Raw genomic sequence first — 11,569 nt, 5'->3', positions numbered from 1 at the left:
GCCTTTCCCCCCCCCCCCCCCCCTCCCCCCTCTCCCCCCCCCCCCCCCCCCCCCCCCCCCCCCCCCCCCCCCCCCCCCCCCCCCCCCCCCCCGGCCCCTCTCCTCTCCCGGCCGCCGGCGGGCCGCCGAGCCCCGCACGGCGAGGGGAGAAATGTCAGCCGTGATGTGCGAAGGGTGGCGACGTGAGCGTTCCGGAATCGAGTGTCTGCCCGGTGTGCCGGCGGGAGGTCGAGCAGACGGCGGGACCCGGCCGCAGGAAGGTGTACTGCGGCCGCTCCTGCCGGCGCCGGGCGCAGCGCCTGCGCGAGGGCCGGCTGCTGCCGGCCAGGGCGCACACCTCGCGCCCGCTGGGCCTGCGCGTCGCCGAGGACCTGCAACTGAGCGCCGCCCGGCTGCTGGAGGCCGAGCACGCGGGGCGCGGGCTGTCCGTCCTGCTGCGGCTGGCCGGCGACCTGGTGAAGGAGGTGGAGTACTACCGGGCGGCCGCCGTGCAGGACGCCCGGACGTCCGGGTTCAGCTGGCGGGCCATCGGCGACGCGGCGAACGTCGGCGAGACCACCGCGCGGCAGCGGTGGAACGAGAAGGAGGTACGCCGCCGGTTGCAGCGCCGCGACGCCGAGCGCGCCGCGGCCGCCGAGCACGCCGACCCGCCCTGCCCGCGCGCCCCGGACGCCACCGCCGAGGCCGCGCCCCCGGCCGGCGCGCGGCCGCAGCCGGAGGAGAGCGCGGTGGACCACGCCGCGCGCAAGCTGGCCGCCGCGCTGTCCCACCTCCACGGGCTGAGCGGGCGGACCATCCGGGACGTGGCGGTGGCCAACGATCTGTCGCCGTCGTACGTCTCGCGCATCCTGGCGGGCGAGCGGATGCCCGCCTGGGCCGTCGTACGGACGCTGGCGACGGCGTTCGGCGGCGACCCGGCCGACCTGCGCGTGCTGTGGGAGGCGGGCCACGGGCTGGGCCCGGCCTCCCGGGACTCGATCGGCGCCGCGGCCGACCGGCTGCGGGCCGCGCTGCGGGGCCTGTACCTGGCGGCGGGCGGCCCGAGCCACGCCGATCTGCGCAACGCCTCCGCCGGCCGGCTGACCCACCATGTGGTGCAGGACCTGCTGGAGGGCGAGGGCGTGCCCGACTGGGCGCCCGTCAGCCTGCTCGTCACCGCGCTGGACGGCCGGCCGGCGGACGTCCGTCCGCTGTGGGAGGCCTTCCACTACGGCTTCCTCGCCACCATCGACACCCCGGCCGGGGCGGCCGACACGCCACCCGCCGCCACGGGCGGGTGACGCGCGCGCCCCGGTTCCGCGCCCGCGCCCCCGCCGTGCCATCGTGGTCTCGCACACCCCCATTCCTCTCCCTAGGATGTGAACTTCCGCGCGTCCGGGGGACTTTCACGGCCGGCTCCGGACGTGGTCCGGTGCACTCGGCGAAGGGGTCAGATGGAGCAGAGCGAGGCACGGCCGCCCATGAGGATCGACGCGACGGTGCCGAGTGTCGCGCGCATGTACGACTACTACCTGGGCGGCAAGGACAACTACCCCGCCGACCGGGAGGCCTGCGAGCGATTACTCCACCGGGCGCCCGGCACGGCGGCGCTGGCCCGGGGCAGCCGGGCCTTCCTGCGCCGGGTGGTGCGCCGGCTGGCCGAGGAGTACGGGATCCGCCAGTTCCTCGACCACGGCGCCGGGTTCCCCACCCAGGACAACGTCCACCAGATCGCTCAGCGGGTGCACCCCGACGCCCGGGTGGTCTACGTCGACAACGACCCCGTCGTCGTGGCCCACGGCAGGGCGCTGCTGGAGGAGGACGGGCGCACCGCGGTGGTCGGTGCCGACCTGCGCGACACCGGGCACGTGCTGCGTCATCCGCGGGTGACCGGGCTGCTCGACCTGACGGCGCCCGTGGCCGCGTTGTTCGTGTCCGTCCTGCACTGCGTCCCCGACGAGGACGCGCCGGGCGAGGTCCTGCGGCGCGTCGCCCGGCAGCTGGCGCCCGGCAGCTTCCTGGTGGTCTGCCAGCTGGTGGCCGACGACCCGGTGACGCGACGGCAGGTCACGGGGTTCATGCGGGAGGCCACCGGCGGCGCGTGGGGCAGGGTGCGCGAGCGCCACGACGTGGAGGCGTACTTCGAGGGCCTGGAGGTCCTCGACCCCGGGCTGGTCGAGGTCTCCGCGTGGCGCCCCGACGCGGCACCGGCCCCGCGCCGGCCGGGCCGGGAGCTGCTGGAGTTCGGCGGCGTGGGCCGGGTCGGCCGACGCGGGCCGCGGGAGCCCGCGCCGGTGGTTCAGCTGTAGCGGTCGAGGGCCTTCAGCAGCTCCTGGCGGCTGTCCGGCGGGGGCACGGCCAGGGCGCTCAGTTCATCCAGGGCCGCCCGGTACTCGGCGGTCTCCTCGGGCTTGTCCAAATACAGCGCGTTGTTCATCAGTTCGATGTACACGATGTCCGGCAGCATGGTCGGGGCGAAGCGCAGATACGTCAGCGGCGGCCCCACGGACACCCGCTGCCCGAGCCCGTACGGCGCGATCTGAAGGCGCACCGTGGGCCGGCGGGTGACGGCGAGGAGGTGCTCCAGCTGTTCGCGCATCACCTCGTTCCCGCCCATCGGCCGGTGCAGCACGGACTCCTCGATCACCGCCCAGAGGACGGGGGACCCGGGTTCGCGCAGCATGGTGTTCTGGCGGCCGATGCGCAGGCCGACCCGCCGCCGGATCTCCGCGTCCGAGGCCATCCGGTGCCCGCTGCGCACGACGGCCTCGGCGTAGGCGGGGGTCTGCAGCAGGCCGGGCACGAACTGCACCTCGTAGGTCCGGATCACCTCGGCGTCGCGCTCCAGGCTCACCAGGGTCTTCAGCCAGCCGGGGAGGACGTCGCCGTACCGCTGCCACCAGCCGGGTTCGGCGGACCGCCGGACGAGCCGGCGGTACTCCTCGCGGCCCGTCCCGTCGATGCCGTACAGCTGGAGCAGATCGTCGACGTCCCGTTCCTTGAGGGGGCTGTTGGCCGTCTCCATGCGGCTGATCTTCGAGGTGCTGCCCCGGATGCGGTCCGCCGCGGCGGCGGGCGTGACCCCCGCCTCCTCCCTGAGGGCGCGCAGCTGGTGCCCGAGCATTATGCCGAGCGCGGTGGCGCCCACGTAGGGGTCGCGCAGCTGCCGGAGAACGGCCGACGGGGAGGAATGCGAGGGGGAGGACATGACGAACTCCTGGGGGTCGTACCGGTGGCGCGCACAGTATGACCCCCAGAAGCCCCGCCGCAGTCCCTAACTGCGTTTCATTTCAGCCGACTTCACCGCGCGAGGAAGTCGAACTCCCCGTCCTTCGCGCCGGCGAGGAAGGCGACCAGCTCGTCGCGCGTGTATACCAGAGCGGGTCCTTGCGGATGACGAGAATTCCGAATCGCCACCCCGCCGTCGGGAAGGGCCGAGAGCTCCACACAGTTCCCGCTGGGGGTGCTGTGCCGGCTCTTGACCCAGACCGCGCCGTTAATCGAACTCGCGGGCATGCCGTTGTCGACCTGCTGCATTTCCGGTGTCCCCTCCGATTCGTTCGAATACGCTCCCCCGCCCCGTCCCGGACCGCCGACCCGTCGTTCGCACAGGCGTTCATGACGTGCCGAGGGTGATGCAATTCCCACTGCAATTGCATCGGCGGGATCAGTGAGGATACTGACCGGACGGATCCCTATCGGCGTCCTCGACGAAACGTCCCTCGGGGGGATGAACATGACCGCAGGCAGGCGACTTTCCCACGGCACGACCTCGTGCGGGTGCCCCCGCGCCACACCGGCGCAGCAACCGCCCACGGCGACCCTGGAGTCGATCCTGCGGTCGAGCCGCCACGACTGGGGGGTGGCGCTGGGGCTGTCGACCACCCTCTTCGCCGCCATACGGTTCGACGGGGGCCCGTGCAGCCCCGCCCGCACCCGGGCCTTCCTGCGCCGCACCCTCACCGACTGGGACCTCGCGGCCTACGCCGACGACGCCGGCGCGGTCACCGCCGAGCTCGTCGCCAACGCCATCCGGCACGCCCTCGGCCGGCCGGCCCGGCACGCGCCCGGCAGAGCCCCGGCGACAGCCTGGCTCGCCCTGGTGTGCAAGGAGCACGCCCTGGTCTGCGCCGTCGCCGACCCCTGCCCGGCGCCGCCCACGGCCCGCGCGGCCGACGACTTCGCCGAGACCGGCCGCGGGCTGCACATCGTGGCCGCGCTCAGCGAGGCCTGGGGCTGCTCCCCGCCGCAGCCCACCGGCAAGACCGTGTGGGCCCGCATCACCACCCGGTAGCCGGGCCGGGCGGCGGGCTCCGGCGTCGGGGTCAGGTCCGGACGGCGCGCAGGACGACGAACTTCGGGTCGCTCGCGACCACCTCGCAGTTGCCGAACAGCCGGCGCAGCCGGACGTGGTAGCCCAGGTGGCGGTTGCCGATGACCCACAGCTCGCCGCCCGGGCGCAGCGCCGCGCGGGCGCCGCCGAACATGCGCCGGGCCGTGGTGTCGGTGGTGGCCTGGTGGGAGTGGAAGGGCGGGTTGTTCAGCACCAGGTCGACGCTCGCGGGCGGTACGGCCGACAGGGCGTCGCCGACGGTGAACTCCGCCGTCCGGCCGGGGCCGGCGTTAGCCCGGAACGTGGCCTCCGCGGACGCCACGGCCTGGTACGACTCGTCGATGAAGACCAGCTCGGCGTCGGGGTTGGCCAGGGCCGCCGCGGTGCCCAGCACGCCGTTGCCGCAGCCGAGGTCGACGATCCGCTCGGGGCCGCTGTGCCGCGGCAGGTGTCGCAGGAAGAAGCGGGTGCCGATGTCGAGGCGGTCGGCGCAGAAGATGCCGGCGTGGTTGACGACCTCCAGGCCCGCGCCGGCCCCGGAGTCGGCGTCCAGCCGGTAGCCGTGCGGCCAGGGGCTGGCCCCGCGCGCCCGGGCCGGGTCGGGCGAGCAGAAGATCAGCCGGGCCTTCTTCCTGGCCAGGGAGGTGCGGGTGGGGCCGAGGACGCGCTCGAAGAGCTCGAGCGTGGAGGTGTGGATCTCGGTGACCCGGCCGGTGCCGATGATCACGGTGCCCTCGTGGACGGCGGGCGCCAGGCGGTGGAGCTGGTCCTCCAGGAGCGCGAGGCTCTTGGGCACGCGGACCAGCAGCACGTCGACGCGCTCCGGCGGGGTGTCCCGGGTCGACAGCAGCCGCACCTTCCCGGCACCGGCACCCGCGTTGCGCGCCAGATTGGCCCGCGTCGCCCGCTGGCCGAGGTAGGAGTCGGTGATCTGGGTGGGGGCGTGCGCGGCGAGCGCGGTGACGAGCGCCCCCCAGCGGTCCCCCACCACGACCACGGTGCCCGACAGGTCGACCGGCTCGCCGCCGGCTCCGGCGAGGTGCTCCAGCAGGTACTCGTCGGCCGCGTCCCAGGCGCGCAGGGTGTCGCGGGGGTCCTCGGGGAAGCGGGTGAGGGAGATCTCGCCCCAGGGCGTCGTCATGCGGTTCATCGTGCTCTCAGGCTATCCGAGCCCCGGCGGCCCCTCGCGCATCACCGCAGGCCCCCGCCCTCCCCGGGCGGGGCGCCGGGGTCATCCGGCGCGCAGCGCGCGGTGCACGGACTCCTTGAAGTTCGCGACGAAGGTCTCGCGGACGGCGGGGGCGAGGGCGTCGAGCGAGAGGTAGGGGTTGAGGTCCTCCAGCTCGACCAGGAGCAGCCGGCCGTCCCGGTCGCGGCAGGCGTCCACGCGCTGGATGCCGTGGTCGACGGTGTTCCAGTCGACGAAGCGCTGGGCGAAGGCGAGGTCCTCGGCCGTGGGCTCGTACGCCTCCAGGCCCCAGCGGCGGTCCGGGTCGGGGGCGTGGAGCGCGTACTGGAAGGCGCGGTCGATGAAATAGAACGACACCTCGTAGATGAAGTCGACACGGGGCTGGACGAGGACGTCGCCGCGGCACATGTCCCGCAGCCGCTCCCGGGGGACGAACTCCAGGCCTATGGAATCGGCGCCGAGCTTGGGCTTGACCACGTACTCGGCCGCCTCCGGGAGCCGGTCGAGGTCCTCCGCGCGGTCGGCGGTCGGGATGACGGGGAAGCCGGCGGCGGTCAGGTCGAGGAGGTACTGCTTGCCGGCCATGTCGGCCTTGCCGGAGAGCTGGTTGTAGACGCGGACGCCGCGTGCGGCGGCGCGCTCGCGGAAGGCGTCGTAGGCGGCCTGGTAGTGCAGCACGGGACCGCTGTTGCGGACCACGACGATGTCGAAGGACTCCATCAGCGCTGCCGCGTCGAGGGGGTGACAGAACGCCACCTCGAAGTCCTCCCGGAGCCGCGTGCCCAGCTCGATGTCCTCGTCGCAGTACCGCCGCCCCTTGGCCTGGAATGCCAGGTCGGTGACGTAGAGGACGCGGGGCCGGGCGGATGTCATGGTGCTCTCCTGGAAGATCATCGGTCCTGTCGAGACTACCCGCACGGTCACGCACCGTGTCGTGGGGCGTCCGTCGTCGTTGACCGCTGCGAGGGCTTCGGCCCGTTTCGCCACGACGTCGAGATGCAAGGATTCGTGATGCGCTCGTTCCGCAACGCCGTTGTCGCCGTGCTCGGGGGACTCCTCCTCGCCGCGTCCCTGCCCACGGGCAGTGCCGCCGCCGAGGACGGTGGATTCGCCTGGGTGGGCCCCAAGGGCAGGCCCTACTTCGTACAGAAGCTGCCCCCGAACAAGTGCATGTCCATGGAGCAGGAGGCGCGCGGCGCCCGCAACTACATGAGCAAGCCGCTCGACGTCTTCCCGGAGAAGAACTGCAAGGGCAAGGCGACACGCCTCGCCCCGCGCCACGAGGCCCCGCAGAACGTCTCCTTCAAGAGCCTGAAGTACGACCCGCGCTGACCTCGCGGGATCGTGACCGAGCGGGCCGGGCGCCCCGGGTGCCCGGCCCGCTCAGTCGTCTCCGGGACCCGTTACGGCCGCCCCGTACTCCCCCGCCCGGTCCCCGACGACGGCGGTGAAGGCGCGGGCCGCGGCGCTCCGGTAGGCGCTCTCGCGGTACAGCAGCGCGGCGGTGCGCACGGGCAGGGCGGGGCTCAGGGGGACCGTGCGGAGGTGGGGGTGGTCCCGGGCGACGGCGTCGGGGAGGACGGTGGCGAGCCGGGTGCGCCGGACGATCTCGGTGAGCGCGGTGATCGAGTCGGCCTCCACGGCGATGCGCGGCCGGACCCCGCACCCCGCGAAGTAGGCGTCGATGTGGCTCCGGGTGGCGAAGTGCCCGCCGAGCAGGGCCAGGGGATGCCCGGCGAGTTCGTCGGCGGTGAGCGGCGGGCCGCCGTCGCCGGCGCGGGGGTGGTCCGGGCCGACGACGAGGCTGAGGGTCTCGGTGAACAGCGGTGTGCCGGTGATGCCGGGCGGATGGGGGCCGGTGAAGGCGATGCCCAGGTCCAGTTCGTCGGCGAGCAGGGCCGCCTCGATGCTCTCCTGGGTCATCTCCCGCACCTCCAGCGCGACTCCGGGGTGACGGGTGTGGAACTCCTCGGCCAGCGGGCCCAGCAGGTAGACGGTGAACGTCGGGGTCATGGCCAGGCGCAGGGTGCCGCGCGAGAGGTCCTGGACGTCCACGACCGCGCGCTCGGCGGCCGCGAGGTCCCGCAGGGCGCGGCGCGCGTAGTGGGCGTAGGCCCGGCCGGCGTCCGTCAGACGGACGGTGCGGCCCGTGCGGTCGAGGAGGGGCGTGCCGAGGGCCCGCTCCAGCTGCTTCACCTGCTGGGAGAGGGTGGGCTGGGAGACGTGGAGGGCCTCGGCGGCGCGGGTGAAGCTCGCGTGCTCGGCGACGGCGAGCAGATAGCGGAGGTGGCGCAGTTCCACGGCCCAGGGCCTTCCTATAGATGACAGCTATAGAAGTCATGACTTCTACGACTTGGACACTATAGGCCAAGGTGAAGCACTCTGAATGACGTCGGCCGACACGGGCCGGCCGTCATGAAGGAGTCACCATGCCCGAGCTGTCCGACGGTGTCCGGCGCTTCCGGCGGGACGCCTACCCCGCCCGGGCGGACCTCTTCGCCCGCCTCGCCACCACCCACCGCCCGGGGGCCCTGTTCATCGGCTGCTCGGACGCCCGCGTGGTGCCCGAGCTGCTCACGCAGTGCGAACCGGGCGAGCTGTTCGTCGTCCGCACCGCCGGGAACCTCGTCCCCGCCCACACACCGGGGTCCGCCGACGCGGTGGCGGCGAGCATCGAGTACGCCGTGGACGTCCTCGGCGTCGGCGACGTCGTCGTCTGCGGGCACTCCGCCTGCGGCGCCATGACCGCGCTCGCCGAGAGCCACGACCTCGCCGCCCTCCCGGCCGTCGCCGGCTGGCTGGGCCACGCGGACGCGGCCCGGGCACGCGCCGCCGTCCGTACGACCGGCGCGGCCCCGGCGGACGGCCCGGACGCGGTCGGCCCCGACGCGGACGGCCCGGACGCGGTCGGCCCGGACGCGGTCGGCCGGCTCGTCCGGGACAACGTCCGCGCCCAGCTCGCCAACCTGGCCACCCATCCCTCGGTGGCCCGCGCCCTGGCACGCGGCACCCTCGCCGCGCACGGCTGGGTCTACGACATCGGCACCGGTGGCGTCGAGGAACTCGACCCCGCCGGGGACCGGTTCACCGCCCTCGCGGCCTGACCGGCACGCCGGCCCCCTCTCCTTCCCACCCTCCCGAAAGGAAATCCCTCTCATGATCCACGCACAGTTCGACCCCCGCGCCCGCCAGGAGCTGGCCGCTGTCGTCGTCGAGGCCAAGACCCGCAAGGACCTCAGCTGGCAGGAGCTGGCCGACACCGCCGGCCTGTCCGTCGCGTTCGTCACCGCCGCCCTGCTGGGCCAGCATGCCCTGCCCGCCGAGGCCGCGGCGGCGGTCGCCGCGCGGCTGGACCTGGACGACGAGGCGGCCCGGCTGCTGACGACGATCCCGACGCGCGGCTCCCACTCCGGCGACAGGCCGACGGACCCGACGATCTACCGCTTCCACGAGATGCTCGAGGTCTACGGCACCACCCTCAAGGCCCTGGTCCACGAGCAGTTCGGCGACGGCATCATCAGCGCCATCAACTTCCGGCTCGACGTGAAGAAGGTGGCGGACCCGGAGGGCGGCCACCGTGCGGTGATCACCCTCGACGGCAAGTACCTGCCCACCAAGCCCTTCTGAGCCCGGAGGACCACCATGGACTTCGTCCAGCGCACCATCGATCTCGCCCGGCGCAACGTCGAGGAGGGCGGCCGCCCGTTCGCGACCGTCATCGTCAAGGACGGCGAGATCGTCGCCGAGAGCCCCAACCTGGTCGCGCAGACCGGCGACCCGACGGCGCACGCCGAGATCCTCGCGGTCCGCGAGGCCTGCGTCCGGCTCGGCACCGAGCACCTGACCGGCACGACGATCTACGTGCTCGCCCATCCGTGCCCCATGTGTCTGGGCTCGCTGTACTACTGCAGCCCCGACGAGGTCGTCTTCCTCACCACGCGCGAGGACTACGAGCCGCACTACGTCGACGACCGCAGGTACTTCGAGCTGAACTCCTTCTACGCGGAGTTCGCCAAGCCGTACACCGAGCGCCGGCTGCCCATGCGGTACGAGCCCAGGGACGACGCCACCGCCGTCTACCGCGCCTGGCAGGAGCGCAACGGCGGCGACCGCCGGGTGGCCGGGGCCCCCGTCGGTACGTCCTGAGGCACTCCCCCGCCCGCCCGGGCCGGTTCCACGGCCCGGGCGGGTCCTGCCGTCAGGCGGTGCGGAGGGCTGCCAGCCGGCGGTCGACCTCGTTCGCGGTGGCATGGCCGACGGCCAGGACGGCCGCCCCGCGCTCGTCGGCGGCGAGCAGGGTGGGGAAGCCCTCGACGCCCATGCCCCGGGCGTGCCGGAAGTCCGCCTCGGCCGCGGCACGGGCGGCCGGGGCCGCGAAGCCCGCGACGACGGCGTCGGCGTCCAGCCCGGCCCGCTCGGCGATCACCCGGTACGTGGCGGGCTCGGACAGGCTGAGGCCGTCGCGGTAGAACGCCGTCTGCATCGCCTCGGCCAGCTCGACGGCGCGCTCCGGCGCCGCCTGCCGGAGGGCGGCCATGCCCCGGGCCGCGGCCTCGGAGTCCATGACGAAGGAGCCGTCCGCGATCAGCCGGTCGTAGGCGGGACCGAACTCGGCGCCCGTCATCTCGGCGATCTTGGCGTTGGCGCCCTGGACGTAGCCGAACTCGCGGATCGGCACCCGGCGGGCGCCGGTGAACAGACCGCCGGAGACGACCTCCACCGGCAGGTCCGGGTGGCGCCGGGCGATCTCGCTCATCGTGGGGGCGAATCCGTGGGACCAGCCGCAGTAGGCGTCGAAGACGTAGACGAGCTTCATGGGGGCGTCTCCTTGGGAGAGGACGGCGCCCGCGGGGGTCGCGAGCGATTCACCTGCCTCAACAGTATCTGCCATGTCAGATATTCCGCCCCGCCTCTCGCCGTGTGACGGACTCGTCCGGTTCTCGTCCCGGGAAGGCAACGGGATGAGTCGCGCCGCGATCGGCCCCGTACCCCACCGCGAACCGTTCCGGGCACCGAACGACCGGAACCGACGTCGAGGGGGATCCCATGTTCCAGCAGCGCGCAGCCGTCCTCTCCGCTCTCGCGGCCGCCGGCGTCCTGGCCCTGACCGCGTGCGGCTCGGGCTCCGGCGCGGACGGAGCCGCCAGGAACGCGGCCGTGTCCTCGTCCGCCGCGCAGGGCCCCGGCGACACCCGCGAAGCCGCCGCCGGCGACGACGCGGGACGCTCGGGCGTGGGCGACCTCACCTTTCTCACCGGTGCGGCGAAGCGGCACGGCGCCGGGCAGGGGACGGGCGACTGGGCGGCCATGAACGGCGGCCCGGCGGTGCCCGCGGCCCGCTCCTGGGTCCAGCTGACGGCGTCCCGGGCCGGGGCGCTCGACCCGGTGGTCGTCAACGGCGCGGGGCTCACGCTCTACCGGTTCGACAAGGACTCCGCCAACCCCTCGAAGTCCACCTGCGAGGGCGCCTGCGCGACCACCTGGCCGCCCGTGCTCATCGCGCCCGGCGGCAAGATCTTCGTCGAGGGCGTGAAGAAGTCGGCGCTGGGCGTCATCACCCGGAACGACGGCACCCACCAGGTCACGATCAACGGCTGGCCCGTCTACCGGTTCGCCAAGGACGCCAGGCCCGGGGACACCAAGGGCCAAGGGGTGGGCGGCACGTGGTTCGGTGTGACGCCGGACGGCGGGAAGGCCGGCAAGGGCGGGACGACGGGCCAGGGCGGCGGGGCCGGCAAGCCGGGCGGCGCCAAGGCCCCGGCCACCAGCGTCGTCCTCTTCGACGACAAGGACTTCGCGGACAACGGGGCCCAGGGCCTGGCCGGCAAGGGCTGCCAGAACGTCTTCCGGGACAACGTGGCCTCGTCGCTGACGACCGACGGCACCGTGAAGATCTGGAGCGAGCCGAACTGCAAGGGACGGTCGAAGGTGGTGGACGGGAACGTGCCGGACCTCGCGGCCATCGGCTTCGGGGACACCGTCTCGTCGGTGTTCTTCGGCTGAACCGCCCCGCGCTCGGCGGCATGGGGAAGGGGCCGTGGCTCGTACGAGCCACGGCCCCTTCCGTG

14 protein-coding genes are annotated in these 11,569 nt (G+C 73.9%); 8 read left to right on the top strand and 6 right to left on the bottom strand.

Translation table 11 applies throughout. The annotated features are described in order from the left end of the window. Positions 1-182 precede the first annotated feature (182 nt). Positions 183-1,280: a helix-turn-helix domain-containing protein gene (locus AC07BS_RS04480; RefSeq protein WP_478639967.1), complete on the top strand. Its 1,098-nt coding sequence runs from the start codon at positions 183-185 to the stop codon at positions 1,278-1,280. A gap of 153 nt (positions 1,281-1,433) precedes the next feature. Next, positions 1,434-2,288 carry an SAM-dependent methyltransferase gene (locus AC07BS_RS04475; RefSeq protein ID WP_478639970.1) on the top strand — a complete coding sequence of 285 codons (855 nt, stop codon included), beginning with the start codon at positions 1,434-1,436 and terminating at the stop codon, positions 2,286-2,288. On the opposite strand, the gene AC07BS_RS04470 is transcribed toward AC07BS_RS04475, so the two are convergent. Both AC07BS_RS04470 and AC07BS_RS04465 read right to left on the bottom strand, forming a co-directional pair. Beyond that, positions 2,279-3,187, bottom strand: a complete 909-nt coding sequence (locus AC07BS_RS04470; protein ID WP_478639973.1) for a helix-turn-helix domain-containing protein — start codon at positions 3,185-3,187, stop codon at positions 2,279-2,281. The two genes, AC07BS_RS04475 and AC07BS_RS04470, sit on opposite strands and share 10 nt — an antisense overlap. 92 nt (positions 3,188-3,279) lie before the next feature. Beyond that, on the bottom strand, positions 3,280-3,516 hold the full coding sequence (locus AC07BS_RS04465) for a DUF397 domain-containing protein (protein ID WP_478639975.1): 237 nt from the start codon (positions 3,514-3,516) through the stop codon (positions 3,280-3,282). Between the two features lie 199 nt (positions 3,517-3,715). Here AC07BS_RS04465 and AC07BS_RS04460 point away from each other — a divergent pair, with 199 nt between their 5' ends. After that, entirely contained in the window at positions 3,716-4,273 is a 558-nt protein-coding gene (locus AC07BS_RS04460; protein ID WP_478930158.1) for an ATP-binding protein, read from the top strand. Between the two features lie 31 nt (positions 4,274-4,304). On the opposite strand, the gene AC07BS_RS04455 is transcribed toward AC07BS_RS04460, so the two are convergent. Both AC07BS_RS04455 and AC07BS_RS04450 read right to left on the bottom strand, forming a co-directional pair. After that, positions 4,305-5,453: a methyltransferase gene (locus AC07BS_RS04455; protein ID WP_478930157.1), complete on the bottom strand. Its 1,149-nt coding sequence runs from the start codon at positions 5,451-5,453 to the stop codon at positions 4,305-4,307. A 90-nt stretch (positions 5,454-5,543) separates the two neighbouring features. Beyond that, a complete protein-coding gene (locus AC07BS_RS04450) occupies positions 5,544-6,374 on the bottom strand; it encodes an ATP-grasp domain-containing protein (protein WP_478639983.1) in 831 nt (276 codons plus the stop codon). 138 nt (positions 6,375-6,512) lie between these two features. Between AC07BS_RS04450 and AC07BS_RS04445 the strand changes: the two genes are divergently transcribed. Next, the gene (locus AC07BS_RS04445; protein WP_478639986.1) at positions 6,513-6,833 is read left to right on the top strand and encodes a hypothetical protein; all 321 of its coding nucleotides are present in this window, start codon (positions 6,513-6,515) and stop codon (positions 6,831-6,833) included. 51 nt (positions 6,834-6,884) lie between these two features. On the opposite strand, the gene cynR is transcribed toward AC07BS_RS04445, so the two are convergent. Continuing rightward, positions 6,885-7,802, bottom strand: coding sequence for a transcriptional regulator CynR (cynR, locus tag AC07BS_RS04440; protein ID WP_478930154.1), 918 nt, complete (start codon positions 7,800-7,802; stop codon positions 6,885-6,887). A gap of 128 nt (positions 7,803-7,930) precedes the next feature. Between cynR and AC07BS_RS04435 the strand changes: the two genes are divergently transcribed. The 3 genes from AC07BS_RS04435 to AC07BS_RS04425 are packed head-to-tail and all read left to right on the top strand — an operon-like array spanning position 7,931 to position 9,647. Then, on the top strand, positions 7,931-8,605 hold the full coding sequence (locus AC07BS_RS04435; RefSeq protein ID WP_478930153.1) for a carbonic anhydrase: 675 nt from the start codon (positions 7,931-7,933) through the stop codon (positions 8,603-8,605). 52 nt (positions 8,606-8,657) lie between these two features. Further along, a complete protein-coding gene (cynS, locus tag AC07BS_RS04430) occupies positions 8,658-9,128 on the top strand; it encodes a cyanase (protein ID WP_478639993.1) in 471 nt (156 codons plus the stop codon). A 15-nt stretch (positions 9,129-9,143) separates the two neighbouring features. Beyond that, the gene (locus AC07BS_RS04425) at positions 9,144-9,647 is read left to right on the top strand and encodes a nucleoside deaminase (RefSeq protein ID WP_478639994.1); all 504 of its coding nucleotides are present in this window, start codon (positions 9,144-9,146) and stop codon (positions 9,645-9,647) included. Between the two features lie 52 nt (positions 9,648-9,699). Here the strand turns inward: AC07BS_RS04425 and AC07BS_RS04420 are convergent, their stop codons facing one another. Next, positions 9,700-10,317 carry a DsbA family protein gene (locus AC07BS_RS04420; RefSeq protein WP_478930151.1) on the bottom strand — a complete coding sequence of 206 codons (618 nt, stop codon included), beginning with the start codon at positions 10,315-10,317 and terminating at the stop codon, positions 9,700-9,702. 230 nt (positions 10,318-10,547) lie between these two features. On the opposite strand from AC07BS_RS04420, the gene AC07BS_RS04415 reads away from it, so the two are divergent. After that, positions 10,548-11,504, top strand: coding sequence for a hypothetical protein (locus AC07BS_RS04415; protein WP_478930149.1), 957 nt, complete (start codon positions 10,548-10,550; stop codon positions 11,502-11,504). Positions 11,505-11,569: the final 65 nt, after the last annotated feature.

It is taken from the genome of Streptomyces sp. NPDC044063 (assembly GCF_056434285.1).
This window is presented reverse-complemented; position numbering and strand designations above follow the sequence as displayed.

Excerpts from the sequence above, each read along its gene's own strand:
- AC07BS_RS04475 (WP_478639970.1), top strand. The coding sequence starts at position 1,434 with ATGGAGCAGAGCGAGGCACGGCCGCCCATGAGGATCGACGCGACGGTG.
- AC07BS_RS04470 (WP_478639973.1), bottom strand. The coding sequence starts at position 3,187 with ATGTCCTCCCCCTCGCATTCCTCCCCGTCGGCCGTTCTCCGGCAGCTG.
- AC07BS_RS04465 (WP_478639975.1), bottom strand. The coding sequence starts at position 3,516 with ATGCAGCAGGTCGACAACGGCATGCCCGCGAGTTCGATTAACGGCGCG.
- AC07BS_RS04460 (WP_478930158.1), top strand. The coding sequence starts at position 3,716 with ATGACCGCAGGCAGGCGACTTTCCCACGGCACGACCTCGTGCGGGTGC.
- AC07BS_RS04455 (WP_478930157.1), bottom strand. The coding sequence starts at position 5,453 with ATGACGACGCCCTGGGGCGAGATCTCCCTCACCCGCTTCCCCGAGGAC.
- AC07BS_RS04450 (WP_478639983.1), bottom strand. The coding sequence starts at position 6,374 with ATGACATCCGCCCGGCCCCGCGTCCTCTACGTCACCGACCTGGCATTC.
- AC07BS_RS04445 (WP_478639986.1), top strand. The coding sequence starts at position 6,513 with ATGCGCTCGTTCCGCAACGCCGTTGTCGCCGTGCTCGGGGGACTCCTC.
- AC07BS_RS04435 (WP_478930153.1), top strand. The coding sequence starts at position 7,931 with ATGCCCGAGCTGTCCGACGGTGTCCGGCGCTTCCGGCGGGACGCCTAC.
- cynS (WP_478639993.1), top strand. The coding sequence starts at position 8,658 with ATGATCCACGCACAGTTCGACCCCCGCGCCCGCCAGGAGCTGGCCGCT.
- AC07BS_RS04425 (WP_478639994.1), top strand. The coding sequence starts at position 9,144 with ATGGACTTCGTCCAGCGCACCATCGATCTCGCCCGGCGCAACGTCGAG.
- AC07BS_RS04420 (WP_478930151.1), bottom strand. The coding sequence starts at position 10,317 with ATGAAGCTCGTCTACGTCTTCGACGCCTACTGCGGCTGGTCCCACGGA.
- AC07BS_RS04415 (WP_478930149.1), top strand. The coding sequence starts at position 10,548 with ATGTTCCAGCAGCGCGCAGCCGTCCTCTCCGCTCTCGCGGCCGCCGGC.